Here is a 24,336-nt window from a genome sequence, read left to right on the forward strand (position 1 = left end):
AGATGATATTTACAGAGTGCCGAACACTTTTTTCGCCAAACTGGTCGCTGCAGCCGCTGGGTTCTTGCGGATGGTTTCTTCCTGTTTGCCGATCATTTCGAACAGGCCATTCAGCGCCTGCTCGGTCACGTAATTTTCGACGTTGGCATTCTTCGCATCCACTACACCCATTGTTGCGGCTTGTCCGGCGAACGAGTTGTACTGTTGGGCCAAGCCAACCTTGTCGGTAGCCTGCTTGACGATGGGCAGGAACTTGGCGCGGATCTGTTCGCGACTGGTCTTGTTCAGGTATTGGGTGGCTGAGTCGTTACCGCCGCTGAGGATGCCCTTGGCATCTTCCACGGTCATTTTCTTCACGGCATCGACGAGGATTGGCTGGGCCTGGACCACAGCGGTTTCCGCCGCTTTGTTCATGCTGGCTTCCAGTTCATCGACCTGATCACCCATGCCGAACTGTTTCATTTTGCTGGCGACCTTGCCCAGTTTGCCCGGCAGTTCGATTTTTACGTCCGGGTTGTTGCTGAAGCCACCCGGTGTGCCGAGTTGTTTCACCGCCAGTTGTGCGCCTTGGGTCAGCGCATCCTTAAGGCCACCGGTCGCGTCTTTTTGCGAGAGGTCACTAAGGGACAATGCCATGGCGTTGGCGCAAATCATCAAACCTGCACACAGGCCGGCGAAGCGAAGGGTAGGGCGGAGCATGGCAGCTTCCTTGTTCAAAATAGTGGATTAGCGAACAGCGTCGACGCGGATTTTCAGTGGCTGCTGATCGTTGCCGTCGAGTTTTACGGCGTGTTGTTCAGTGGTGATAAACAACAACTTGCCATCGTTCTCGATGCGCGCACTGACCGAATAGCGATGGCCCGGTTTGACCTGGGCCGGATCGTAACTCAGATGAAACGGCAGCGGCACCTGGCCTTTGACCTGGCCTTGCTGTTCGTCGAGAACCACGGCCGGCGCGTCAGCCAGGGACACGTCCTGCAGGCTGACGCTCAGGGTCGCGGTCGGTGGCAGGGCGATGCGCTGCAGGTAGAAGACTTCGCCGTCGAGGCTGGCCTTGGGCGCGGGTTGCATGGAATGGCAGGCACCCAATAATGCGGTGAGCCCAAGGAGAGTGATTTTTTTCATGAGGCATATCCTTGTCATTGGCGCCTGAAGAAGACTGACGCCAACGACAATTTAGCGGATTACGCCGGTAAATTCGCCGAACAACATGTTTCAAACGTCTGGCGTATTGTCAGGCGCTGAAGCTCAATCGTAACGATTTCGGTGGCTGATCTTTAAGCGAGGTCGACCAGAACTTCCAATGGCTGAAGGTAGCTGACACCCAATTCGATCGGGGGATGTTCAGTGCTGGTAAAGACCAGTCGGTCGCAGACTTTGATTTGCGCTTTGATTGCATAGGTGTGGCCGGGCAGGACGTCAGCAATGCAGTACACGAGGTTAAAGCCCAAACCAGCGGTCTCTGCATTCGATGTGATCTGAGCGGCAAGCTGTTTGGCAGGCACGTCGGCCAAAGATACGTCTTCCAGGCTGACGTAAAGCGTCGAGTTCGGTTCAAGCCCGATTCGTGGAAGGTAATGCACTTTGCCGCTGATGCTCATGACGGGTTCATTGCTCATTTGGATTTCCTTATCTAATGAATCGTCGGAGATGACGAGCGTTCAGCATACCGCCAAGGCGAGCGAATCCCGTGTAGGCGAGTTCCTGTGTTCAGCGGTGAATTTGCATCGGGACAGGCCAGAAGCATCCTTGCTTCTGTCATCTAAATGCCGGCTGGGGCTAGTGGCTCTGTGCCTGATCGGCCGCATCTTCACTGCGATGCAACGCTACCTGACGGATCGACAAGCGAATCTCCGCTGGCAACACCCGTTTGGCCGCGCCTTCGGCGAGCTCGCCTAGCAGCTCGTGATAACTCAGCTTGCCCGCTTCATCGCGCTTGAGCACGTCGAGGTCGAGCAAGGTCTGGATGAAGTGGCGGAACAGGCTCTTGTCGAAGAATTCCGGAGCGTTCAGGCCGTGAAGGATCGACAGGCGCTGGGCCATGACCGTGCACAGGTCTTCCAGTTCTTCGGCACTGATGCTGTTCTGGCCGCTATTGAGCAGCAGGGACACAGTCATGTAGAAGCGTTGCAGGGTCTGGGCGATGCTTTTCGACAGCAGCGTCAGCAGCACAAAATGTCGCGAGCTCGGTGCCGGGCGCAGGTAAACGTCGTTCTCGAAGCGCAGCAAGCCTTGCTCGACGAACGCCTCCAGCCATTGATCGATTACCGCATCGAGCTCGTCCAGCGACCAGCGAATGAACAGCTCTGCTTGCAGGTACGGATACAGCGCGCGGGTGTAGCGCAGGATCTGTTCGCGATTCATGCGTGATGCGCTCTGGAAGAAACTCGCCAGCAGCGCCGGCAGCGCGAAGATGTGCAGCACATTGTTGCGGTAATAGGTCATCAGGACGGCGTTTTGCTCGTCCAGGTACAGGATTTTTCCCAGGGCATCGCTCTGCTCGGACAACAGGTCCATGTCCTTCACATGCTCGATCAGCGCGCGACCGTCACCGTCCGGCAGCGTGGTGTGCGGCGAGTACGGCACCTTGCGCAGCAACGCCAGATACAGGTCGAGTACCCGCGCCATGGCGCGATCATCCAGCGCAAGTCGGCTGGTGGACAGTAGCGCCAGCGCCACCAGATTCACCGGGTTGATCGCCGCCGCTTCGTTCAGATGCTGCGCGACTTTTTCGCCCAGACGGTTGGTGGTTTCGTTGAGCCAGGCCGGTTTGAACTGCGGGCCGAGTTCCTGCTTGCGCCAGTCCGGCTGTTCGCTGTCGAGGAATTCCGCCAGTTTGATCGGCTCGCCGAAGTTCACCGCCACTTGGCCGAAGCGCTGCTTGAGTGCGCCGATGACTTTGAAAATGTCGAAGATCGATTCTTTCTTCTTGCTCGCGCCGCGCAGTTCGCCGAGATAAGTGCGGCCTTCAAGCACACGCTCGTAACCGATGTACACCGGCACGAATACGATGGGCATACGCGAGGAGCGCAGGAAGCTGCGCAGGGTAATCGCCAGCATCCCGGTCTTCGGTTGCAGCATGCGCCCGGTGCGCGAACGGCCGCCCTCGACGAAGTACTCCACCGGGAAGCCTTTGGTGAACAACGTGTGCAGGTATTCATTGAACACCGAGGTGTAAAGCGGATTGCCCTTGAACGTGCGGCGCATGAAAAACGCGCCACCACGTCGCAGCAGGCCGCCGATCAACGGCATGTTCAGGTTGATGCCGGCAGCGATGTGCGGTGGGGTCAGGCCATTGCGGAACAACAGGTAGGAAAGCAGCAAATAATCGATGTGGCTGCGGTGGCATGGCACGTAAATGACTTCGTGACCCTGGGCGACCTTCTGCACGCCTTCGATGTGGTTGACCTTGATGCCGTCGTAGATCTTGTTCCAGAACCAGCTCAGCACCACTTCCATAAAACGGATCGCAGTGTAGGTGTAGTCCGAGGCGATTTCGTTGCCATAGCGCAGCGCTTGAGCTTTGGCCTTCTCGGGTGAAATGTTCTCGCGCTCGGCTTCGTCGAGGATTGCTTGTTTGACTTGTGGCTGGTTGAGCAGGCCCTTGACCAGGTTGCGACGGTGGGAAATGTCCGGGCCGATGACGGCGGCTTTGAGGTTGCGGAAATGCACCCGCAGGATGCGCTGGGCCATGCGCACAGTGCGTTCGTGGCCCTTGTTGTGTTCGATCAGCTCGCGCAGATGGATCGGCGCGGAGAACTGCACGCGGGTCTTGCGCCCCAGCACGATGATGCTCAGCAGACGGCGCAGACGCCCGGTCACCGCCCAACTGTCGGCGAACAGCAGCTTCCATGGGCTGTTTTCGCTGTCCGGCGACTGGCCCCAGAACACGCTGACCGGAATGATCTGCGCGTCTTCGGCGGCGTTCTGGCTCAGGGCGCTGACCAGACGGGTTAACGTCGGCGGTGCACCGCGCTTGTCCTGGCGGCCGAGCCAGTCAGGTTCAGGCGTCAGATAAAAGAACGCGGCAGGTTCCAGCAGATTTCCCACGGCGACAGACAGCACCGGGCGCGGCAGGCCGGCCTTGCTGCATTCGGTGTCGAGCACCGCGAGGTCGGTCAGCGAAGGGTTTTGCAGGACGTAGAACACCGGACGACTGCGGTCGAGGTTAAGGGTAAACGACGACTGGTTGATCGTCTCCGAGCGGACCCAGAGGTACAACAGTCGGCGCAGGGTGCCAAACACAAGACGGCGGAACGGGGAACGGGTCATACGGCATCTGCTTTAGTTGAAAAAAACCGAGCAACTGCTCGGGTCCGGTAGTGTGCCGGATTCGTCGAAAATCGGCAAAAAAGCAGGCAAGTAAACTCCTGTTGAGAGTTTTAGTGCCTGGCATATACTCGGCGAGCCCGCACTGGCCACATAGTGGCACCCATCAGTGCAAGCAATGTTCCCGAGGCTTCCCTGCGAAAAGCCCGATCAATAATAAAAAAGGAGTATGAACAGATGGCAACACGTGAAACCGGCAACGTGAAGTGGTTCAACGACGCCAAGGGCTACGGTTTTATTCAGCGTCAGGACGGAGTGGACGTGTTCGTACACTACCGCGCGATTCGTGGTGAGGGGCACCGTTCGCTGGCTGAAGGTCAGCAGGTTGAGTATGCGGTGGTGACGGGGGAGAAGGGTTTGCAGGCTGAGGATGTGGTGGGGCTGTAACCTTCAAGATCAAAAGATCGCAGCCTGCGGCAGCTCCTACAGCTGTGCCGTGCAGGAGCTGCCGCAGGCTGCGATCTTTTTGCTTTTAAACAGTTTTCCAGGTGATCTCTTCTTCACCATCGGCGCTGATGCGCATCCAGCGATCCGCCGTTTCTTCGCCTTCTTCTTCGACCCAGCTACCCGGTGCGCAACGCACTTCGACGTTCAGCGCGGCAAACGCGGCGCGGGCGCAGGCGATGTCGTCTTCCCACGGCGTCTGGTCACTTTCCAGGTACAGGCTGTTCCATTTTCCTACGGCTTTCGGCAACCAGGTCACCGGAACATTGCCGGCCTTGCACTTGTAGGTCTGGCCCTTCTGGACCCAGTCCGTGCACGGGCCCAAAGCAGCGCCGAGCCAAGCCGCGACGGCTTTATGGTCGACGTCGGCGTCTTTCAGGTAAATCTCGATATCGGGTTGGCGCATGGATGTCCTCACTGCGTGTCTGAAAAATCCATTCGCGGATTTAGCCGGCCTCAAGCTGTTGCTCAAGGCCAAAATTTTAGAATTTATTGAAGAACGAAATAATCGTAGCGCATCGAAACGGTGACCTCGAACGGCTCGGGCTGCTCGATGACTGCCGCCCGACGTTCAGCACTGGCGCGCCAGCCATGGGGCGTCATGGCCAACAGGTTCGCACGGTCCTGACCGCTGACGAGCGTCAACTTGAATTCCAGGGTTTCGCTGTGCGCAAGCGCCATGCCTTCCGGCACCAGGGCCAGATGCTTGTCGTCAGTGTATTCGCGGACTTCGTCGTACAGCCGCTCGCGCAATTCCATCAGATGGCCGCTGGTCGGACCGACCTTCATCAGGCCGCCGCCGGGGCTGAGCAGGCGTTTGGCTTCTTCCCAGTCCAACGGGCTGAACACGCTTGCCAGGAACTGGCAACTGCCCGAAGCCAACGGCACGCGAGCCATGCTGGCGATCAACCAGGTGAGCTGCGGGTTGCGTTTGCAGGCGCGCTTGACCGCTTCCCGGGAAATGTCGAGGGCGTAGCCGTCGGCGTCCGGCAAGGCATCGGCGATTTGCGCGGTGTAGTAACCCTCGCCACAACCGATGTCGACCCAGCGCCCCGGTGCATAACTCGCTGCCAGCTCCGCCAGGCGTTTGGCCACTGGCGCGTAATGGCCAGCGTTCAGAAAGTCGCGACGGGCTTCGACCATCGCCTGGTTATCCCCAGGATCACGGCTGTTCTTGTGCTGCACCGGCAACAGGTTCAGGTAACCCTGGCGCGCGCGGTCGAAACGATGCCCGGCGGGACAGACCACGCCGTTGTCCACCGCGTTCAGCGGTTCACTGCAGATCGGGCAAGCAAGCATCAGGCGAGCAACTTGATCAGGGTCTGGTAGTAGATTTCGGTCAGCACATCGAGGTCGGCTGCCAGCACACGTTCGTTGACCTGGTGGATAGTCGCGTTGACCGGCCCCAGCTCAACCACTTGCGTGCCCATGGTCGCAATGAAGCGACCGTCGGACGTGCCGCCGCTGGTGGACGCCTTGGTCTCGCGACCGGTGATGTCTTTGATGCTCGACGACACCGCGTCGAGCAGCGCGCCCGGTTCGGTGAGGAACGGCAGACCCGACAGTGCCCAGTCGACGTGCCAATCCAGGCCATGCTTGTCGAGGATATCAGCGACGCGCTTTTGCAGGCCTTCGACGGTGGACTCGGTGGAGAAGCGGAAGTTGAACACTGCCACCAGATCACCCGGGATCACGTTGGTCGCGCCGGTGCCGGAATTGACGTTGGAGATCTGGAAACTGGTTGGCGGGAAGAAGTCGTTACCGTGGTCCCAATGCTCGGAGGCCAGTTCGGCCAGCGCCGGGGCGGCGAGGTGGATCGGGTTTTTCGCCAGGTGTGGATAGGCCACGTGGCCCTGCACGCCGCGTACGGTCAGCTTGGCACCGAGTGAACCGCGACGGCCATTCTTGACCACGTCACCCACCAGAGTGGTGCTCGACGGTTCGCCGACGATGCACCAGTCCAGACGTTCCTTGCGCGCGACCAGCCGCTCAATGACAGCCTTGGTGCCGTGATGCGCCGGGCCTTCTTCGTCGCTGGTAATCAGGAACGCGACTTTGCCTTTGTGATCCGGGTAGTCGGTGACGAAGCGCTCGGCGGCCACGGTCATCGAGGCGAGGCTGCCTTTCATGTCTGCCGCGCCACGGCCGCAGAGCATGCCGTGTTCGTCGATCACGGCGTTGAACGGGTCTATCTGCCAGGCAGTCACCGGACCGGTCGGTACCACGTCGGTGTGGCCGGCGAAGCACAGCACCGGGCCGTCATGCTTACCGTGGGTGGCCCAGAAGTTGTCCACATCTTCGATGCGCATCGGCTCCAGCGCAAAACCGGCATCGCCCAGGCGCTGCATCATCTGCTTCTGGCAATCGGCGTCGACCGGCGTGACGGACGGACGGCGGATCAGGTCGATGGCAAGTTGAAGGGTCGGCGAAAGGTCGGCGTGGGCCGTCATGTGAAAACTCCGAGGTGCGCACGATAAACCTGTAGGAGCTGCCGAAGGCTGCGATCTTTTGATCCTGCTTTTAAAGATCAAGATCAAAAGATCGCAGCCTTCGGCAGCTCCTACAGTGGAAAAGGGCGATCATTCTAAAGCAAAACGGCGACCCGAAGGCCGCCGTTTGACGTTATCTAATAACGGATCAAGCCGTTGCAGGCTCAGGCTCGGCAACCGGTTTCGGCAACGAAGACAGGAACGCCATGATCAGTGCCGCCAGGTACGGCAGCGACTGCACCAGCAACATGGTCACCCAGAAGCGCATGTCGTTGCTCGGCAACCCGTTCACCAGGAAGATCCCCAGCGCCGCGCCCCACAACAGCAGCATGATGAACAGCTCTTCACGGGCTTCCGAAATCGCCACCCAAAAGCCGTGGTTGTCGGCATTTTTCGGCGTGCGGAAAAACGGAATACTGCTGGTGAAGAAGCCGTACAGCACTGCTTTGGCGATGGTGTGCGACAACGCCAACCCGGCCAGCGCTGCGCAGAATGCATCCTTCAGGTTCACGCCAACCGCGCGACGGTACAGGAAGATGATCTTGCCGACTTTGAACACGAACAGCGCCAATGGCGGGATCGCGAAAATCAGCAGCGGTGGATCGACCCGTTGCGGCACGATGATCATCGCCGCCGACCACAACAGTGCGCCGACGGTGAAGAAGATGTTCATGCCGTCCGCCACCCACGGCAACCAGCCCGCGAGGAAGTGGTAGCGTTGGCCACGGGTCAACTCGGTGTCCTTGCCGCGCAGCAGGCTGGCGGTGTGACGCTTGATGATCTGAATCGCACCGTAGGCCCAGCGGAAACGCTGCTTCTTGAAGTCGATGAAGGTATCGGGCATCAGGCCCTTGCCGTAGCTGTCGTGGTAATACGCGGCAGACAAACCTTTTTCGAATACTCGCAGACCGAGTTCGGCGTCTTCACAGATGCACCAGTCGGCCCAGCCCAATTCTTCAAGCACCGAGCGCCGGGTCATGGTCATGGTGCCGTGCTGGATAATCGCGTCACGGTCGTTACGGGTGACCATGCCAATGTGGAAGAAACCTTTGTATTCCGCGTAGCAGAGCTTCTTGAAAGTGCTTTCGTTCTGGTCGCGGTAATCCTGCGGCGACTGCACCACGGCGATTTTCGGATCGGCGAAGTGCGGCACCATGTGCTTGAGCCAGTTCGGGTGTACGCAGTAGTCCGAGTCGATCACGGCAATGACTTCGGCGTCCTTGGCGGTGTGCGGAATCAGGTAGTTCAGCGCCCCACCCTTGAAGCCGGCCAGCGGCGCGACATGGAAGAACTTGAAGCGCGGGCCGAGGGTTTCGCAGAAGTCGCGCACCGGTTCCCACACCGCCGGGTCCTTGGTGTTGTTGTCGATGATCAGGACTTCGAAGTCCGGATAATCGAGGTTAGCCAGGGCTGTAAGGGTCTGTTTGACCATGTCCGGCGGCTCGTTGTAGCACGGCACATGGATCGAGACTTTTGGCCTGTAGTCCGAATCGCCCACCACCGGCAGGAATTCGCGCCGGCGCTTGTGGGTCCAGACCGCTTCGGCCAGTTCGTGGGCCTCGGTCAGCAACACGATAAACACCCCGAGCGCACCGAGGGCGAGCAAGAAACCCACCGTCAGGCTGAACCAGGTGCTGTATTGCTGGCTGTAGTCATAACCGATCCATACCAGCACCGAGCCGCAAAGGAACGCGATAAAGGTCAGGAAGGTGCGGCCACGCTGGCGCAGGGCGGAACCGTCGATCATCAGCAAGGTCAGCGACAGCAATGCCAGCACTACCGAACCGATGGCCAGCACGCGCCACTGCGGAATTGCGACCACCGGGCCTTCGAAGTTGAATTTCTGCTGACGAGCGGCGTTGAACACGCCCCAGTAAGCGCCGACAGAACCTTCGTCGCTGGCTTTCCAAGGCTGGTCAAACGCTTCGATCACGAAGTAGTTGAAGCCCTGGCGGTTGAGCTTGTTGACCAGCGTGCGCAGGTAGATCGCCTGGTCTGCCGGCGACGCATCGGCGCCACCGCGCATGCGGCCGTTGCTCGGCCAACCCACCTCGGAAAGCAGCAGCGGTTTTTTCGGGAACATCTTTTTCAGGTCGCGGGCGCGGTCCAGAACGAATTGCTGGGCCTTGTCCACTGGAATGAATTCCCAGTAAGGCAGGACGTGCGCGGCGATCAGGTCGACGTGCTTGGCCAGCTCCGGGTGTTCTTCCCAGACGTGCCACTGCTCGGATGTGGTGACCGGCACTTTAACGGCGGCGCGGACGCGGTCGAGCAGTACGCTCAGTTGCGCAGCGGTAATTTCCTTACGGAAAATCGCCTCGTTGCCTACAACCACGCGTACCACGCTGCGCGAGGTGTTGGCGATTTCGATGGCGCGGGCGATTTCCCGTTCGTTGCGTTCCTGGTCCGGACTGATCCAGATCCCCAGGGTCACCCGCAAGCCGAACTCTTCCGCCAGTTTGGGGATGTCCTGCAAAGTACCGTCGACCGAGTAGATACGGATGTTGTCCGTCAGCTTGCTCATGATCTCCAGATCACGGCGCATCTGGTCGTCGGTAGGGTACTGATCCTTTTGCGGGAATTGACCTTGCTGGAACGGCGAGTACGAGAAGCCGGAGATCTGTTCAGGCCAGTTGGGGGCGGTGACGGGGCGATTGATCAGCGCCCAGAAGCCGGTAAACAAGGCAGCGATGGCGAGCACCACCACCAGGTTGAGTCCAAATTTACGCGATGACATAGCTATTTCGGGTTCCAAAGGCTGTGGAACGAAGGATCGGTCGGCAGTCGCCAAGGGGGCGCGCATCCTACACCGGCAGTTCTCTGACCGTACAGCAGACAGGGAAATGCCCGACGTTGGGCAATGTGCTTTCACATAAGTTCTTACACTTGTAGCGTGAAACTTAAATTTTGGTGCTGTGAAGCCCTATAATGCGCGCCGGTTTTTGAGGTGTTGGTCATGAGTACAGAAGATCCACGGTTTGCTGGCATCGCCCGCTTGTATGGCATCGAAGGCCTTGAGCGCCTGCGCGCGGCCCATGTGGCGATCGTCGGCGTCGGTGGCGTCGGTTCCTGGGCGGCGGAAGCCATGGCCCGTTGTGGTGTTGGCGAGATTTCGCTGTTCGACCTCGACGACGTCTGCGTGAGCAACGCCAACCGTCAGTTGCACGCGCTGGACAGCACCGTCGGCAAACCCAAGGTCGACGTGATGGCCGAGCGCCTGCGTGGGATCAACCCGGACTGCACGGTGCACGCGGTGCCGGACTTCGTGACCCGCGACACGATGGCCGAGTACATTACGCCGAACATCGACTGCGTGATCGACTGCATCGACAGCGTCAACGCGAAGGCCGCGCTGATCGCCTGGTGCAAGCGCCGCAAGATCCAGATCATCACCACCGGTGGCGCGGGCGGGCAGATCGATCCGACGTTGATCCAGGTGTGCGATCTGAACCGTACATTCAATGACCCGTTGGCCTCGAAAGTGCGCTCCACTTTGCGCCGCGATTACGGTTTCTCCCGCACCGTGACCCGCCATTACAGCGTGCCTTGCGTGTTTTCCACCGAGCAACTGCGCTACCCGAAACCGGATGGCAGCATTTGCCTGCAGAAGAGTTTTGTCGGTGACGGCGTCAAGCTTGACTGCGCTGGCGGGTTTGGCGCGGTGATGATGGTAACGGCGACCTTCGGCATGGTCGCGGCGACCAAGGCTGTGGATAAGATTGTGGCAGGTGTGCGGCGGCCGGCTGATCGGATCAAACCTGCGTGACCCCGGCGGGGTACAAAACCTGTAGGAGCGAGGCTTGCCCGCGAAGGCGTCTTACCTGATAAACCGCTTTCGCGGGCAAGCCTCGCTCCTACAGGAATAGGTTCAGTCTGCCAGTTCTCGCATTCGCTGCAGGACTGCATTCAGTCCATTGCTACGCGAAGGCGACAGCTGCCGGCTCAGCCCCAACTGATTGAACCAATCCGGCAAATCCACCTGCCGCAACTCCGACGCGGATAACCCGTTGACCCGCGCCAGCAGCAACGCTACTAACCCGCGAATCAACCGTGCATCGCTGTTGGCCCTGAACTGCCAATGGCCGTCGCGCAATTCGCCCACCAACCACATCTGGCTTTCGCAGCCGTGCACGCGGTTGGCGTCCGACTTATCCGCATCGCTCAGGGCTGGTAAGCGGTCGCCAAATTGCATCAGTAACCGCGCTCGTTGTTCCCAGCCCGCAGCGTTCTGGAACGTCTCCAGCGCCACAGCCGCTTCGGCGGGCAGGCTCATCGAAGCAACTCCAATGCCTGATCCAGCGCTTCAAAGAACCGCTCCAGATCGTCAGAGTCGTTGTACAGCGCCAACGACACCCGGATCGCCCCGGCCAATTCGAAGCTTTTGAGCAACGGCATGGCGCAGTGGTGACCGGCACGTACGGCGATGCCTTGTTCCGTCAGTAAGTGCGCCAAGTCCGAGTTATGCACACCCTCGACGGTAAAACTGGCCAGCGCCAGTTGCGGTTTGCCCAGCAAGCGGATGCCGTTGCGCGCTTCAAGGCCTTTGAGCAGATAGTCATGCAGCGCCGCTTCGTGGGCGGACACGGCGTCCTGATCGAGCCCGGTGAGGTAATCCAGGGTCGCCCCCAGACCGATCACACTGGCGATCGGCGGTGTTCCCGCTTCGAAACCCAGCGGCGCCGGGCGAAAGCGGGCGTCGTGGTAATTGGCGTCCAACACCATCTCGCCACCGAACTGCCAGGGGCGTAATTGTTCCAACGCTTGATTGCGCCCGAACAGCACGCCGAGGCCATCGGGGCCGTAGAGCTTGTGGCTGGAAAACACGTAGAAGTCGCAACCCAACGCCTGCACGTCATGGCGACCGTGGACCACGCCTTGGGCGCCGTCGATGACGGTCAGGGCGTTATGCACCTTCGCCATTGCCAGAAGTGCGGGCAACGGTTGCCAGGCGCCGATCACATTGGACAACTGGCTGACCGCCAACAGGCGCGTGCGCGGACCGATCAAGCGAACGGCGGCTTCGAGGTCGATCACGCCGTCGGCATCCAGCGGCAATATCACCAGTTTCAGATCGCGGCGGTGCGCCAGTTGCTGCCATGGAAGCAGGTTGGCGTGATGCTCCAGGGCGCTGATGACAATTTCATCGCCTGGATTGAACAGGTGTTCCAGGCCATAGGCCAAGAGGTTCAGCGCCGAAGTGGCGCCGTGGGTAAAGATAATCTGCCCGCAGTCACCGGCGTTCAGCCATTGAGCGGCTTTGCGGCGGCTGTCCTCGAACGCTTGGGTTGCGTGGGCGCCGGGTAAGTGTTGCGCCCGATGCACGTTGGCCGCGCCGTTGGCGTAGTAGTGAGCCAGGGCATCCAGCAGGGCTTGAGGTTTTTGCGTGGTGGCGGCGTTGTCCAGATAGGTCTGGTCTTGCCGTTGCAGCGCGGCGATGGCCGGAAAGTCGGCGCGCCAGGGAGAGGGAATCATCATGCTATCGGGCCCTGCTGAACATGGGCGGGGAAATGCCTGACTTTGTAGGAGCTGCCGAAGGCTGCGATCTTTTGATCTTGATTTTCAATAATTCAAAGATCAAAAGATCGCAGCCTTCGGCAGCTCCTACAAGGTGATCGTGTGACGCTTAGTTGTGAGCGTGCAGCGCTTCGTTCAGTTCGATGGCCGATTTGTGGGTTTTGCATTCCACGGCACCGGTTTCCGAATTGCGACGGAACAACAGGTCAGGCTGACCGGCCAGCTCACGTGCTTTCACGACTTTCACCAACTGGTTTTTCTCGTCCAGCAGTGCGACCTTGGTACCGGCGGTCACGTACAGGCCCGATTCAACGGTGTTGCGGTCGCCCAACGGGATACCGATACCGGCATTGGCGCCGATCAGGCAGCCTTCGCCAACCTTGATCACGATATTGCCACCGCCCGACAGAGTGCCCATGGTCGAGCAACCGCCGCCCAGGTCCGAACCCTTGCCGACGAATACGCCTGCCGATACACGGCCTTCGATCATGCCCGGACCTTCGGTGCCGGCGTTGAAGTTGACGAAGCCTTCGTGCATCACGGTGGTGCCTTCGCCAACGTACGCGCCCAGACGCAGACGTGCGGCATCAGCGATACGCACGCCGGCCGGTACGACGTAGTCGGTCATTTTCGGGAACTTGTCCACCGAGAACACTTCCAGCAGCTCGCCGCGCAGGCGTGCTTCCAGTTGATGCTCGGCCAGTTCGGACAGGTCGATTGCACCCTGGCTGGTCCAGGCCACGTTCGGCAGCAGTGGGAACACGCCAGCCAGGTTCAGGCCATGCGGCTTGACCAGGCGATGGGACAGCAGGTGCAGCTTGAGGTAAGCCTCAGGCGTGGAGGTCAGTTGAACGTCTTCGGCCAGGATGGTCGCGACCAGCGGCTTGTGGCTTTCGGCCAGACGGGTCAACAGGGCGGCCTGGGCAGCGTCGACGCCTTTGACCGCTTCAGCCAGTTGCGAAGCCTGAGCGGTCGTAAAGGCGATGGCCTGATTGCCTTCGGTGTAGCCCAGAACCGGAGCAATCGCAGCGATCAACTCAGCCGATGGATTGAGCAGCGGTTGTGCGTAAAACACTTCCAGCCATGCGCCTTGACGGTTTTGAGTGCCGACACCAAAGGCCAGGCTGAACGAAGTAGTAGACATGTTGATACCTCTAACAAATTGAAACGGGCTGCTTACTTGAGCGCGGCCGCGTAGATATCTGGCTTGAAGCCAATCAGGGTTCGGTTACCGAGATCGAGCACCGGGCGCTTGATCATCGAAGGTTGTGCGAGCATCAGTTCGATGGCTTTCGACTGGTCGAGATCGGCTTTGCGTTCGTCGTCGAGTTTGCGAAAGGTCGTGCCTGCACGGTTCAACACCACTTCCCAGCCGTGCTCGTTGCACCATTGGGTCAGGTGTTCACGGTCGATGCCGACCGCTTTGTAATCATGGAAGTCATAGCTGACAGCGTGTTCATCAAGCCAGGTGCGCGCCTTTTTCATGGTGTCGCAGGCTTTGATGCCGAAAAGGTGCAACGTTTTACTTGAAACGGTCAAGGAATTGCCCCCTTTACAGGTGCTGGAGAAAAAAGGTGTCGGATTATGCCATGACCTTCCAGTTAAAACCCAAAACCTGTGGGTGCGAGCATGAGCAATGCTCGTGACCGCGTGCGACATTAGTGCAACGGCCAGTCTCAGTCTAAGCGTCTAATATGGCACTTCAATGCTGTCGATTGCTCGGGAACCACGCTTTATGCAAACCGCCTACACCGTCCTGATCCTGTTGATGCTGGTGGGCGTTTCACGCCTGATCGGACGGGTGATCCCGCTGCCGTTGCCATTGGTGCAGATTGCCGCCGGTGCCTTGCTGGCATGGCCGACGCTAGGGTTGCATGTGGCACTGGACCCCGAGTTGTTCCTGTTTCTGTTCCTGCCACCGCTGTTGTTTTCCGATGGCTGGCGCATGCCCAAGCGCGAGTTTTGGCGTTTGCGTGGGCCGATCCTCACACTGGCGGTGGGTTTGGTGCTGTTCACCGTGGTGGGTGCCGGGTATTTCATTCACTGGTTGTTGCCGAGCATCCCGCTGGCCGTAGCGTTTGCGCTGGCGGCGGTGTTGTCACCGACGGACGCGGTGGCGGTCTCGGCAATTTCCCAGAATCGTTTGCCGACACCCTTGATGCACATGCTGCAGGGTGAAGCCCTGATGAACGATGCCTCGGGTCTGGTGACGTTCAAGTTTGCCCTGGTCGCGGCCATCACCGGCATGTTCTCGCTGGCCAGCGCCAGTGTCACTTTCGTGTTGGTGGCCATCGGGGGCTTGGCCACGGGGGTGGCGTTGAGCTGGCTGATCGGGCGCTTGCGCTCGTGGATGATTGCCCGTGGTTGGGATGACCCGGCCACGCACGTTGTCTTCATGTTGCTGCTGCCGTTTGCTGCCTATGTGCTGGCCGAGCGGATGGGCGTGTCGGGCATTTTGTCGGCGGTGGCGGCGGGGATGATGCAGAGCTGGCTCGATCTGCTGCCGCGCCAGACCAACACCCGTCTGCTCAATCGTAGTGTCTGGACATTGTTGGAGTTCGCGTTCAATGGCCTGATCTTCCTTCTCTTGGGTCTGCAATTGCCGGACATCATCAAAGCCGTGGCCAGTCACGAAACATCGCTGTGGCCAACGCTTCTGTACCGTGGCCTGGATGTACTGGCGATTTTCCTGGTGTTGTTGGTGTTGCGGTTTGTCTGGGTGCAGAGCACCTGGCGTCTGTCCATTCTGCTTCGGCGCCGACGTGGCGAGGATCAGATAACACAAGGGCCGAGCGCGCGCTCCTGCTGGTTGCTGACCGTCGGTGGCGTACGCGGTGCGGTGACGTTGGCGGGTGTGTTGTCAGTGCCGATGCTCATGGGCGGTAACGGCTTTCCTGAGCGCGATTTGCTGATCTTTATTGCCGCCGGGGTGATTCTGCTGTCGCTGATCGCCGCTTGTATTGCCTTGCCGCTGTTGCTGCGTGGCATCGAGAAAAGCCCCGACGACAAACGCCGCAACGAAGTGCGTGACGCCTGGCGCAAGACCGCCGAGGCGGCCATTCATGCCCTCGAAAACGAAGAGGTCAATCCGCAGGACGCTGCCCAGGCTGCGCTGGCAGCGGAACTGAAGGCGCGGATCATGTCCGAGTATCGGCATCAACTGGACGTATTCAACGACTCTGCGGAAGCCCAGGCGCTGGCCTTTCAGATGGACTTACTGGAGCGGCGATTACGCTTGAAGGCGCTGCGGGCGCAGCGCCTTGAACTCTACAGCCTCAGTCGACATCACCAGATCGGTGATGACGTGTTGCGGGAGGTGCTGGGAGAACTCGATTTGAGCGAGGCTAAGTTAGGGCCAGTGAAATAGTGCTGTGCCCCCACGGCTTATTTACGGGTAGATACGGCGCGCGAATGCAATATCTCCCGCGCTGAGCTGTGTGTTCAGGGGTTGATGCCAATCGCCCAGAGTGCATTCGCTTGGTACGGCGTAGTGCATCACGGAGTGTCGGTCGTAAGGCGCGTAAGTCAGATTGATGTTTCGTTCGCGGGGGAAAATCTGAGCGTCAACCAAGGCTTTGGGCATGCTGTTGTGCCGTTGAAACCACTCATAGGTTTTTTCCTTGTTCCACGGAATACTCGCGTCAGGATGCTGATGCTCGTGCTCTAACCCCAAGGCATGGCCGAACTCATGCATGACCAACGCCTCATAGCCAGACCATGTGTAATTGGTCCCCACAAACATTGTCGGTTTATGAGAAGGCGTCAGGAGTGCATCCGTTCCGATGGCTGAACTGGCCAGACTGTTGTAGTAAGGGGATAAATCAATACGGATGTCACCTTCATAAAGCTCATCGTTATCGCTAAGTTCCATGAATTCAAACTTCAGGTTTACATGGCGGGACCAGTGATTGATGGCGTTTTTAACAGCGGTATAAGCGTCATCGTCAAATCGTGCGATTGCAATGGTTAATGTTCTTCCGGCTTTCCAGTATTTGGTGTGCTCGCCAATGGATCTCTTTTTCCGGCCCGCAGACAGGTTTGCTGCATTCGTCGGGTTCTCATGAGTGGCTGCCTGGTAAGAGGCATTAGGGTCTACAGGTTCTGTGGGCGTGCAGTAGGTGATCCTGTTCATAATTAAACTTCCATGTTTGTGGTGGGTGTGCGAATTCGAACAAATGCAGTAATGGCATTCTTCAAAGTTTCGCGTAGTTGAAAGTTGATTCTAGTTGGAAAAGTGAGTGCGAGAAAAGTTGGATTAAATAAGCTCTGTTGCTGTATGTGAGATAGGGCCCGCACTGCATTGCACAGCGCAGGCCTTTGTCTATTACTTGTGTCTGTTTATAAACGCACGAATCCGTTCAGCTGCCTCGACGCATTCCGCCAGCGGTGCAACCAGTGCCATGCGCACTCGACCAGCGCCCGGATTGGCGCCGTCGACATTGCGTGACAGGTAAGAACCCGGCACCACCGTCACATGTTCTTCAACGAACAGATCGCGGCAGAACGCCTCGTCATCACCTTCAACATTCGGCCACAGGTAAAAACCGCCGTCCGGGCGCTGCACATCCATGACCGGGCTGAGGATTGCCAGTACCGCGTCATACTTCTCGCGATACAACGCCCGGTTGGCGCGCACGTGCACTTCGTCATTCCAGGCAGCAACACTGGCCAATTGGGTCTGAACCGGCATGGCGCAGCCGTGGTAAGTGCGATAGAGCAGGAAGCCTTTGAGAATGTCTGCGTCACCCGCGACAAACCCCGAGCGCAAGCCTGGCAGGTTGGAACGCTTGGACAGACTGTGGAACACCACGCAGCGCTTGAAGTCCTTGCGGCCCAGCTCCACGCAGGCACTGAGTAGCCCTGGCGGTGGAGTTTGCTCGTCGAAATACAGCTCGCTGTAGCACTCGTCCGCGGCGATCACGAAGTCGTATTCGTCAGCCAGGGCGATCAGCTTTTTTAAAGTTTCAACCGGGATCAACGCGCCGGTCGGGTTGCCTGGCGAGCATAGGAACAGAATCTGGCAGCGTTTCCAGATGTCCGGTGAAACCGCATCGAAATCCGGATTGAAGCCGTTTTCATCCAGGCACGGCAGGTAATGCGGCTTGGCACCGGCGAGGAACGCCGCGCCTTCGTAGATCTGGTAGAACGGGTTCGGGCTGACCACCAGCGCATCGTCGCCACGGTTGACCACGGTCTGGGTGAAAGCAAACAGCGCTTCGCGGGTGCCGTTGACCGGCAGCACGTTGCGCGCCGGGTCGAGCCAGCCGTCCGGCACGTTGAAGCGACGTTCGCACCATGCGGCAATGGCTTCACGCAGGGCTGGAATACCGAGGGTCGTCGGGTACACCGCCATCTGATCCAGATTGCTCGCCAGGGCTTCGGCGACGAAACTTGGCGAGCGGTGTTTCGGCTCGCCGATGGATAGCGCGATAGGGCGCTTGTCCGGGTTTGGCGTAACGCTGCCGAGCAGGGCGCGGAGCTTCTCGAAGGGGTAAGGCTGCAACTGGGTCAGAGCGTTATTCATCGATGGATCTCGTTCAATGTGGGAGCGGCGCTGGTCCCTGTAGGAGCGCGCTTGCTCGCGATGGTCGTCAACGATAACGCGTGTTTGCCAGGAAAACGCGGCGTTATTAAATCCATCGCGAGCAAGCTCGCTCTTACAAAAGGGCGGGCCGTTGTTAATTCAGATACTGAGTCGTGACAGTTTGATATCGGGTTCGTGGCTGACGCTCAGCTGTTCAACGATCGCATCCTGCAAGCGACTGCACAGCAGCGGGTCGGACAGCGGCTGGTTGTGGGCGTCGGTGATGAAGAACACGTCTTCCACGCGCTCGCCGAGTGTGGCGATCTTCGCGTTTTGCAGCGACAGGTCGAATTCAAGGAAGATCGTACCAATCCGCGCCAGCAGGCCGGGGCGATCAGGTGCGGTCAGTTCCAGCACGGTCACCGGTCGCTGCGCGTCGTTGTGGATCGTCACCTGCGGCGCAAAGGCGAAATGCTTGAGCTGGCGCGGCACCCGGCGCTGGATGATGGTCGGGTAGTCATCCGGGTTGCGCAGGGCTTCGGTCAGGCCGTCGCGGATCTGCTTGACCCGTGCCGGGTTATCCCCGATCGAATCGCCGTCAGTGTCGAGCACGATGTAGGTGTCGAGGGTGAACTGGCTGCTGGAAGTAATTACCCGGGCATCGTGGATGTTCAGGTTGAGCTGATCCATCGCGGCCACGGTTACGGCGAAGAAGTCGTGCTGGTCGGGTGCGTAGATGAAAATCTGCGTGCCGCCCTCGAATTCGCGCTGCGTGGTTTCCTTGATCAGCACCAGCGGTCCACCGTCCGCCGGTTGCTGGAGAATCGCATCGCTGTGCCAGGCGACGTCGCCGGCGGTGTGACGCAGGAAGTAGTCATCGCCCAGTTGCGCCCACAGTTGCTCGACGTCGTCCGGATCGGTGCCGCCGCGCACCAGGATGTCCAGGGCCGCGCTCTGGGTCTGGCGGATCTGCTCTTCGCGGTCCACAGGGTTTTCCAGGCCGCGACGCAGGGCACGCTTGGTTTCGGTGTAGAGCTGGCGCAACAGGCTGGCGCGCCAGGAGTTCCACAGCGTCGGGTTGGTGGCGTTGATGTCGGCGACAGTCAGCACGTACAAGTAATCGAGGCGTGTTTCGTCGCCGACAGCCTGTGCGAAATCGTGGATCACCTGCGGGTCGGACAAGTCCTTGCGCTGGGCGGTGGTCGACATCACCAGGTGGTTTTGCACCAGCCAGACGATCAGGCGGCTGTCCCACACGGGGAGCTGGTGGCGTTGGCAAAAAGCCTCGGCGTCCACGGCACCGATTTCCGAGTGGTCGCCATGCCGGCCTTTGCCGATGTCGTGATACAGACCCGCCATGTAGATCAGTTCGGGTTTGGGCAGCTTGGCCATGAGCTTGGCGGCCAGCGGGAATTTTTCCGACACCTGCGTGTATTGCAACTTACGCAGGTGCTTGATCAGGTTCAGGGTGTGCGCATCGACCGTATAGATGTGAAACAGGTCGTGCTGCATCTGTCCGACGATGAAGCCGAACTCCGGCAGATAACGCCCGAGGATGCCGTAACGGTTCATCCGGCGCAGATTGCGATGGATGCCGATCTTGCACTTGAACAGTTCGATAAACAGGCTGGTGTTGCGGATGTCGTTGCGGAAATCATCGTCGATCAGGTGACGGTTCTCACGCAGCAAGCGGATGGTGTCGGCGCGTACGCCTTTGATTTCCGGCTGTTGGGCCATCAGCACGAAGATTTCCAGCATGGCGAACGGGGTGCGACGGAATACGTTGTCGTTGCGCGCCTCGATGTAGCCGTCGTGCAGTTGGAACCGCGAGTTGATTGGCTGCGGCGGTGCTTCATCTTCCGGGGCGAGAATGACTTCTTCGAAATGCTGGATGATCAGGTCGCTGAGTTGGGCGATGCTCATGACCACCCGGTAATACTGCTGCATGAAGTTTTCGATCGCCTGCTTGGCGTCGTCGCCTTCGAAGCCCAACAGCTTGGCAATGGTGCGCTGGTGATCGAACAACAGGCGGTCTTCGGAGCGACCGGCGAGCATGTGCAGGGCGTAACGGACTTTCCACAGGAACTCCTGGGAGGAGGCCAGCAGGGCGTTTTCGCTCTCTACCAGAAAACCTTCGCCAGCGAGGGCTCGCAGGTTCAGGGTGCCGTACTCGCGTCGGGCCACCCATAGAATCGTCTGGATATCCCGCAGGCCGCCGGGCGAGCCTTTGACGTTGGGTTCCAGGTTGTATTCGGTGTCGTTGTACTTGTGGTGGCGGGCCTTCTGCTCGGCGCGTTTGGCCAGGAAAAACTCCTTGCTCGGCCACATGTGCGCCGTGCTGGTGACATCCAGCATGCGTTGACGCAAGTGTTCGGGGCCGCAGATGGTACGGCTTTCCATCAGGTTGGTGACGACCGTCAGGTCGGCGCGGGCCTCGACGGCGCATTCGTCGACCGAGCGAACGCTCTGACCGACTTCCAGGCCGATGTCCCACAGCAGTGTCAGAAAGCGCTCGATGGAATCGCGGAAAACTTCGTGGTCGGCGCTGTCCAGCAGGATCAGCAGATCAATGTCGGAGTAAGGGTGCAGCTCGCCGCGACCATAGCCGCCGACCGCGACCAGCGCGATGTCGGCGTCTTCGCTCCAGTTGAACTGCTCCCAGGCCTTTTGCAGGATGTTATCGACGAACCAGGCGCGATCCTCGATCAACCGGCGAATGTCCCGGCCGCTGCGAAAGCGCCCGTCGAGCACCTCGCGGGCCTGGCGAATCGCCTTCTTGAAGGCCGCGATCGGGCTTGCCTTCAGGGCCAGTTCAGCCTGGAACTGGCCGCGGTCGAAGAGTTCTGGATCCACCTGCGGCATCGATTGGCTTTCCTTTCTTTAAGGCTGGGAGCTTTTTGGGCGGATCAGGCCGAAATGCGCGGGATGGTGTCATCGCTGCGCAAGGTGAAGATCTCGTAGCCGGTTTCAGTCACCAGCAGCGTGTGTTCCCACTGTGCCGACAACTTGCGGTCTTTGGTGATCGCGGTCCAGCCGTCGCCCAGTACCTTGGTGTCGGCCTTGCCCTGGTTGATCATCGGCTCGATGGTGAAGGTCATGCCGGCTTTCAGTTCCATGCCGGTGCCGGCGCGGCCGTAGTGCAGGATCTGCGGCTCTTCGTGGAACACCTTGCCGATACCATGGCCACAGAACTCGCGAACCACCGAGAAACCGTTCTTTTCCGCGTGCTTCTGGATGATTTCACCGATGTCGCCGAGGCGGCAGCCAGGTTTGACGATTTCAATCGCCTTGTACATGCATTCCTGGGTTACTTGCGACAGGCGCTGGGCCCAGACCGGTACGCTGCCGACGTGGAACATGCGGCTGGTGTCGCCGTGGTAACCGTCCTTGATGACGGTGACGTCGATGTTCAGGGTGTCGCCATCCTTCAGCGGTTTGTCGTTCGGGATGCCATGGCAGACCACGTGGTTGATCGACGTGCAAATCGACTTCGGGTAGCCCTTGTAGTTGAGCGGGGCAGGGATGGCTTTCTGCTCGTTGACGATGTAGTCGTGGCAGATCTGGTTCAGCTGATCGGTGGTAACGCCCGGCTTGACGTATTCGGCAATCATTTCCAGCACATCGGCGGCCAGTTTGCCGGCGACGCGCATTTTTGCGACGTCCTCGGGGGTTTTGAGGGTGACGGTCATACAGGCTCTCTCTGCGCTCGATGGCGCTTTCTTAACGAAAAGGGCGTTGCGCAATCGATATTCGCAGCCCTGAAAAACGCGATTCTACCAGACGATCAGCGCAAATCCGCCGCTCTGTGCATCGCTTCTCTCTATAGAATGGTGCATTCTGGGCGGATTCCAAGGGGTGTAGCAGCGTGTTCAACAGGATTTCAGAATCCGGGTTCCGTTTTTTCCTGCCTTGTGATATAAAATGCGCCGCTTTCCGGGGATGCCCCGAGAAGCCTAAATCCACACACGTGTCGACACGATGACCTGGGTGCCTTCAGCTGATGCTGCTGGTTGGTCATTGGGATACGTGGAGGCCAAACCCGACTTATTAAGGAACTATCATGTCCCAAGTCAACATGCGCGATATGCTGAAGGCCGGTGTGCACTTCGGTCACCAGACCCGTTACTGGAACCCGAAAATGGGTAAATACATTTTCGGCGCGCGTAACAAGATCCACATCATCAACCTTGAAAAAACCCTGCCAATGTTCAACGAAGCTCTGACTTTCGTAGAGCGTCTGGCCCAAGGCAAAAACAAGATCCTGTTCGTCGGCACCAAGCGTTCCGCTGGCAAGATCGTTGCTGAAGAAGCAGCACGTTGCGGTTCGCCGTACGTCGATCACCGCTGGTTGGGCGGCATGCTGACCAACTTCAAAACCATCCGTGCTTCCATCAAGCGTCTGCGTGACCTTGAAGTACAAGCCGAAGACGGTACTTTCGCCAAGCTGACCAAGAAAGAAGCGCTGATGCGCTCCCGTGACCTGGAAAAGCTGGATCGTTCGTTGGGTGGTATCAAGGACATGGGCGGTCTGCCAGACGCTCTGTTCGTTATCGACGTTGATCACGAGCGCATCGCGATCACCGAAGCCAACAAGCTGGGCATCCCGGTTATCGGCGTAGTCGATACCAACAGCAGCCCGGAAGGCGTTGACTACATCATCCCAGGCAACGATGACGCAATCCGCGCTATCCAGCTGTACATGGGTTCGATGGCTGACGCGGTTATCCGTGGTCGCAACAACGTTTCTGGCGGTACCGTAGAGTTCGTTGAAGAAGCTCCGGCAGCTGCAGCTGAGTAATTGACGCCCTGGCGTTGACTCAGTAAGCAAAAAGGGGGCTTGGCCCCCTTTTTGCCACCTCGAAAACCATTTGTCGGCGCCCACTGTTCTATCTGTAACGTGTGGCAGCTAACAAAGTGGCTCGGGAAGAATTGATCGCCCGTTCGATCGGGTGGAATGGTTGATAACCTATCCAAGAGGAATTTTGAAATGGCAGAGATTACTGCAGCGTTGGTCAAAGAACTGCGCGAGCGCACCGGCGAAGGCATGATGGATTGCAAAAAGGCCTTGACCATGGCTGGCGGCGACATCGAAAAAGCCATTGATGACATGCGTGCTTCGGGCGCCATCAAGGCTGCCAAGAAAGCGGGTAACGTAGCTGCTGAAGGCGCTATCGCTCTGAAGGAAGACGGTAAATCCGCCGTTCTGCTGGAAGTCAACTCGCAGACCGACTTCCTGGCTCTGCAGGACGACTTCAAGGCATTTGTTGCTGCCAGCGTTGAACAGGCTTTTGCTGACAAGCTGACTGATGCTGCTCCGCTGATCGAAGCGCGCGAAGCTGATCGTCTGGTTCTGGTCGGCAAGGTTGGCGAAAACGTCAACATCCGTCGTCTGACTCGCGTTGAAGGTGACGTTGTTGGTGGCTACCTGCACGGCAACAAGATCGGTGTTGCAGTTGTCCTGAAAGGCGGCACTGTTGAATTGGCCAAGGACATCGCTATGCACGTAGCGGCGACCAACCCTGAATTCCTGCTGCCATCGGAAGTTTCCGATGAAGCGATTGAGCGTGAGAAGGGTGTGTTCCTGACTCTCAACGCTGACAAAATCGCCGGCAAGCCGGAAAACATCGTTGAAAATATGGTCAAAGGCCGTATCAGCAAGTTCCTGGCCGAAGCCAGTCTGGTTGAGCAGGCGTTCGTCAAGAACCCTGAAATCAAGGTCGGCGAACTGGCCAAGAAAGCCGGTGCTGAAATCGTTTCCTTCACTTACTACAAAGTGGGCGAAGGCATCGAGAAGCCAGTTGACAACTTCGCTGAAGAAGTTGCTGCACAGCTGGCTGCCGCCAAGCAATAAGACGGTTTTTTAACTGTCGCCCTGAAGAGGCTGCCCGCTAACGCGCGCAGCCTCTTTTCAGATGGGTTATCAATTTTTGATTGGTTTCCTTTTGGAACTGGCTTACAAAGCCATGTTCCGATGGCGCTGAAGCAGCGCCAAGCTAGAGTGAGCGCCAGCTGAAAACAGCTCGCAAAGAATTTTTA

Annotated in this window: 21 protein-coding genes; 5 read left to right on the top strand and 16 right to left on the bottom strand. The window is 58.8% G+C overall.

The features are described from left to right. Positions 1 to 9: 9 nt before the first annotated feature. The 4 genes from KUF73_RS05810 to plsB all read right to left on the bottom strand — a co-directional run bounded on the left by KUF73_RS05810 (position 10) and on the right by plsB (position 4,272). Complete coding sequence (locus KUF73_RS05810; protein WP_218437106.1) at positions 10 to 699, bottom strand: DUF4197 domain-containing protein; 690 nt, start codon at positions 697 to 699, stop codon at positions 10 to 12. A gap of 27 nt (positions 700 to 726) precedes the next feature. Beyond that, positions 727 to 1,125 carry a YbaY family lipoprotein gene (locus KUF73_RS05815; RefSeq protein ID WP_218437107.1) on the bottom strand — a complete coding sequence of 133 codons (399 nt, stop codon included), beginning with the start codon at positions 1,123 to 1,125 and terminating at the stop codon, positions 727 to 729. A 152-nt stretch (positions 1,126 to 1,277) separates the two neighbouring features. After that, positions 1,278 to 1,619, bottom strand: a complete 342-nt coding sequence (locus KUF73_RS05820) for a YbaY family lipoprotein (protein WP_218437108.1) — start codon at positions 1,617 to 1,619, stop codon at positions 1,278 to 1,280. A gap of 160 nt (positions 1,620 to 1,779) precedes the next feature. Further along, positions 1,780 to 4,272, bottom strand: a complete 2,493-nt coding sequence (gene plsB / locus KUF73_RS05825) for a glycerol-3-phosphate 1-O-acyltransferase PlsB (RefSeq protein ID WP_218437109.1) — start codon at positions 4,270 to 4,272, stop codon at positions 1,780 to 1,782. Positions 4,273 to 4,506: 234 nt separating this feature from the next. On the opposite strand from plsB, the gene KUF73_RS05830 reads away from it, so the two are divergent. Continuing rightward, positions 4,507 to 4,716 (top strand): cold-shock protein, encoded by a 210-nt coding sequence (locus KUF73_RS05830; RefSeq protein ID WP_218437110.1) that lies wholly within the window; start codon positions 4,507 to 4,509, stop codon positions 4,714 to 4,716. An 85-nt stretch (positions 4,717 to 4,801) separates the two neighbouring features. Here KUF73_RS05830 and KUF73_RS05835 read toward each other — a convergent pair whose 3' ends face one another. The 4 genes from KUF73_RS05835 to KUF73_RS05850 form a co-directional block, all read right to left on the bottom strand. Then, positions 4,802 to 5,179: a hypothetical protein gene (locus KUF73_RS05835; RefSeq protein ID WP_218437111.1), complete on the bottom strand. Its 378-nt coding sequence runs from the start codon at positions 5,177 to 5,179 to the stop codon at positions 4,802 to 4,804. A gap of 83 nt (positions 5,180 to 5,262) precedes the next feature. Next, a complete protein-coding gene (locus KUF73_RS05840; protein ID WP_218437112.1) occupies positions 5,263 to 6,072 on the bottom strand; it encodes a putative RNA methyltransferase in 810 nt (269 codons plus the stop codon). Then, positions 6,072 to 7,223: a succinyl-diaminopimelate desuccinylase gene (gene dapE, locus KUF73_RS05845; protein WP_218437113.1), complete on the bottom strand. Its 1,152-nt coding sequence runs from the start codon at positions 7,221 to 7,223 to the stop codon at positions 6,072 to 6,074. Before dapE ends, KUF73_RS05840 begins: the two co-directional genes overlap by 1 nt. A gap of 187 nt (positions 7,224 to 7,410) precedes the next feature. Next, complete coding sequence (locus tag KUF73_RS05850; RefSeq protein ID WP_218437114.1) at positions 7,411 to 9,999, bottom strand: glycosyltransferase; 2,589 nt, start codon at positions 9,997 to 9,999, stop codon at positions 7,411 to 7,413. A gap of 219 nt (positions 10,000 to 10,218) precedes the next feature. Here KUF73_RS05850 and tcdA point away from each other — a divergent pair, with 219 nt between their 5' ends. Then, positions 10,219 to 11,028 (top strand): tRNA cyclic N6-threonylcarbamoyladenosine(37) synthase TcdA, encoded by an 810-nt coding sequence (gene tcdA / locus KUF73_RS05855; protein ID WP_218437115.1) that lies wholly within the window; start codon positions 10,219 to 10,221, stop codon positions 11,026 to 11,028. A 102-nt stretch (positions 11,029 to 11,130) separates the two neighbouring features. On the opposite strand, the gene KUF73_RS05860 is transcribed toward tcdA, so the two are convergent. The 4 genes from KUF73_RS05860 to KUF73_RS05875 form a co-directional block, all read right to left on the bottom strand. Continuing rightward, entirely contained in the window at positions 11,131 to 11,535 is a 405-nt protein-coding gene (locus tag KUF73_RS05860) for a SufE family protein (RefSeq protein ID WP_218437116.1), read from the bottom strand. Next, the gene (locus tag KUF73_RS05865; RefSeq protein WP_218437117.1) at positions 11,532 to 12,737 is read right to left on the bottom strand and encodes an aminotransferase class V-fold PLP-dependent enzyme; all 1,206 of its coding nucleotides are present in this window, start codon (positions 12,735 to 12,737) and stop codon (positions 11,532 to 11,534) included. Before KUF73_RS05865 ends, KUF73_RS05860 begins: the two co-directional genes overlap by 4 nt. A 148-nt stretch (positions 12,738 to 12,885) precedes the next feature. Then, positions 12,886 to 13,920 (bottom strand): 2,3,4,5-tetrahydropyridine-2,6-dicarboxylate N-succinyltransferase, encoded by a 1,035-nt coding sequence (gene dapD / locus KUF73_RS05870; RefSeq protein ID WP_218437118.1) that lies wholly within the window; start codon positions 13,918 to 13,920, stop codon positions 12,886 to 12,888. Positions 13,921 to 13,952: 32 nt separating this feature from the next. After that, complete coding sequence (locus KUF73_RS05875) at positions 13,953 to 14,315, bottom strand: ArsC family reductase (RefSeq protein WP_218437119.1); 363 nt, start codon at positions 14,313 to 14,315, stop codon at positions 13,953 to 13,955. A 196-nt stretch (positions 14,316 to 14,511) separates the two neighbouring features. Here KUF73_RS05875 and KUF73_RS05880 point away from each other — a divergent pair, with 196 nt between their 5' ends. After that, positions 14,512 to 16,143 carry a Na+/H+ antiporter gene (locus KUF73_RS05880; RefSeq protein WP_218437120.1) on the top strand — a complete coding sequence of 544 codons (1,632 nt, stop codon included), beginning with the start codon at positions 14,512 to 14,514 and terminating at the stop codon, positions 16,141 to 16,143. 21 nt (positions 16,144 to 16,164) lie between these two features. Here the strand turns inward: KUF73_RS05880 and KUF73_RS05885 are convergent, their stop codons facing one another. From KUF73_RS05885 to map, 4 genes are all read right to left on the bottom strand, one after another. Then, complete coding sequence (locus KUF73_RS05885; RefSeq protein WP_218437121.1) at positions 16,165 to 16,908, bottom strand: M12 family metallopeptidase; 744 nt, start codon at positions 16,906 to 16,908, stop codon at positions 16,165 to 16,167. Between the two features lie 192 nt (positions 16,909 to 17,100). Beyond that, positions 17,101 to 18,300 (bottom strand): succinyldiaminopimelate transaminase, encoded by a 1,200-nt coding sequence (dapC, locus tag KUF73_RS05890; protein WP_218437122.1) that lies wholly within the window; start codon positions 18,298 to 18,300, stop codon positions 17,101 to 17,103. Positions 18,301 to 18,459: 159 nt separating this feature from the next. Then, on the bottom strand, positions 18,460 to 21,162 hold the full coding sequence (locus KUF73_RS05895; protein ID WP_218437123.1) for a [protein-PII] uridylyltransferase: 2,703 nt from the start codon (positions 21,160 to 21,162) through the stop codon (positions 18,460 to 18,462). Between the two features lie 44 nt (positions 21,163 to 21,206). Continuing rightward, positions 21,207 to 21,989 (bottom strand): type I methionyl aminopeptidase, encoded by a 783-nt coding sequence (gene map / locus KUF73_RS05900; RefSeq protein WP_218437124.1) that lies wholly within the window; start codon positions 21,987 to 21,989, stop codon positions 21,207 to 21,209. A 371-nt stretch (positions 21,990 to 22,360) separates the two neighbouring features. On the opposite strand from map, the gene rpsB reads away from it, so the two are divergent. Both rpsB and tsf read left to right on the top strand, forming a co-directional pair. After that, on the top strand, positions 22,361 to 23,098 hold the full coding sequence (gene rpsB / locus KUF73_RS05905; protein ID WP_218437125.1) for a 30S ribosomal protein S2: 738 nt from the start codon (positions 22,361 to 22,363) through the stop codon (positions 23,096 to 23,098). A gap of 189 nt (positions 23,099 to 23,287) precedes the next feature. Further along, the gene (tsf, locus tag KUF73_RS05910; protein ID WP_218437126.1) at positions 23,288 to 24,151 is read left to right on the top strand and encodes a translation elongation factor Ts; all 864 of its coding nucleotides are present in this window, start codon (positions 23,288 to 23,290) and stop codon (positions 24,149 to 24,151) included. Positions 24,152 to 24,336 lie beyond the last annotated feature (185 nt).

The organism is Pseudomonas sp. PD9R, assembly GCF_019200975.1.
Classification (GTDB): Bacteria; Pseudomonadota; Gammaproteobacteria; order Pseudomonadales; family Pseudomonadaceae; genus Aquipseudomonas.

Bases quoted from the DNA above. Each gene is read 5' to 3' on its own strand.
- KUF73_RS05810 (WP_218437106.1), bottom strand. From the start codon at position 699: ATGCTCCGCCCTACCCTTCGCTTCGCCGGCCTGTGTGCAGGTTTGATG.
- KUF73_RS05815 (WP_218437107.1), bottom strand. From the start codon at position 1,125: ATGAAAAAAATCACTCTCCTTGGGCTCACCGCATTATTGGGTGCCTGC.
- KUF73_RS05820 (WP_218437108.1), bottom strand. From the start codon at position 1,619: ATGAGCAATGAACCCGTCATGAGCATCAGCGGCAAAGTGCATTACCTT.
- plsB (WP_218437109.1), bottom strand. From the start codon at position 4,272: ATGACCCGTTCCCCGTTCCGCCGTCTTGTGTTTGGCACCCTGCGCCGA.
- KUF73_RS05830 (WP_218437110.1), top strand. From the start codon at position 4,507: ATGGCAACACGTGAAACCGGCAACGTGAAGTGGTTCAACGACGCCAAG.
- KUF73_RS05835 (WP_218437111.1), bottom strand. From the start codon at position 5,179: ATGCGCCAACCCGATATCGAGATTTACCTGAAAGACGCCGACGTCGAC.
- KUF73_RS05840 (WP_218437112.1), bottom strand. From the start codon at position 6,072: ATGCTTGCTTGCCCGATCTGCAGTGAACCGCTGAACGCGGTGGACAAC.
- dapE (WP_218437113.1), bottom strand. From the start codon at position 7,223: ATGACGGCCCACGCCGACCTTTCGCCGACCCTTCAACTTGCCATCGAC.
- KUF73_RS05850 (WP_218437114.1), bottom strand. From the start codon at position 9,999: ATGTCATCGCGTAAATTTGGACTCAACCTGGTGGTGGTGCTCGCCATC.
- tcdA (WP_218437115.1), top strand. From the start codon at position 10,219: ATGAGTACAGAAGATCCACGGTTTGCTGGCATCGCCCGCTTGTATGGC.
- KUF73_RS05860 (WP_218437116.1), bottom strand. From the start codon at position 11,535: ATGAGCCTGCCCGCCGAAGCGGCTGTGGCGCTGGAGACGTTCCAGAAC.
- KUF73_RS05865 (WP_218437117.1), bottom strand. From the start codon at position 12,737: ATGATGATTCCCTCTCCCTGGCGCGCCGACTTTCCGGCCATCGCCGCG.
- dapD (WP_218437118.1), bottom strand. From the start codon at position 13,920: ATGTCTACTACTTCGTTCAGCCTGGCCTTTGGTGTCGGCACTCAAAAC.
- KUF73_RS05880 (WP_218437120.1), top strand. From the start codon at position 14,512: ATGCAAACCGCCTACACCGTCCTGATCCTGTTGATGCTGGTGGGCGTT.
- KUF73_RS05885 (WP_218437121.1), bottom strand. From the start codon at position 16,908: ATGAACAGGATCACCTACTGCACGCCCACAGAACCTGTAGACCCTAAT.
- dapC (WP_218437122.1), bottom strand. From the start codon at position 18,300: ATGAATAACGCTCTGACCCAGTTGCAGCCTTACCCCTTCGAGAAGCTC.
- KUF73_RS05895 (WP_218437123.1), bottom strand. From the start codon at position 21,162: ATGCCGCAGGTGGATCCAGAACTCTTCGACCGCGGCCAGTTCCAGGCT.
- map (WP_218437124.1), bottom strand. From the start codon at position 21,989: ATGACCGTCACCCTCAAAACCCCCGAGGACGTCGCAAAAATGCGCGTC.
- rpsB (WP_218437125.1), top strand. From the start codon at position 22,361: ATGTCCCAAGTCAACATGCGCGATATGCTGAAGGCCGGTGTGCACTTC.
- tsf (WP_218437126.1), top strand. From the start codon at position 23,288: ATGGCAGAGATTACTGCAGCGTTGGTCAAAGAACTGCGCGAGCGCACC.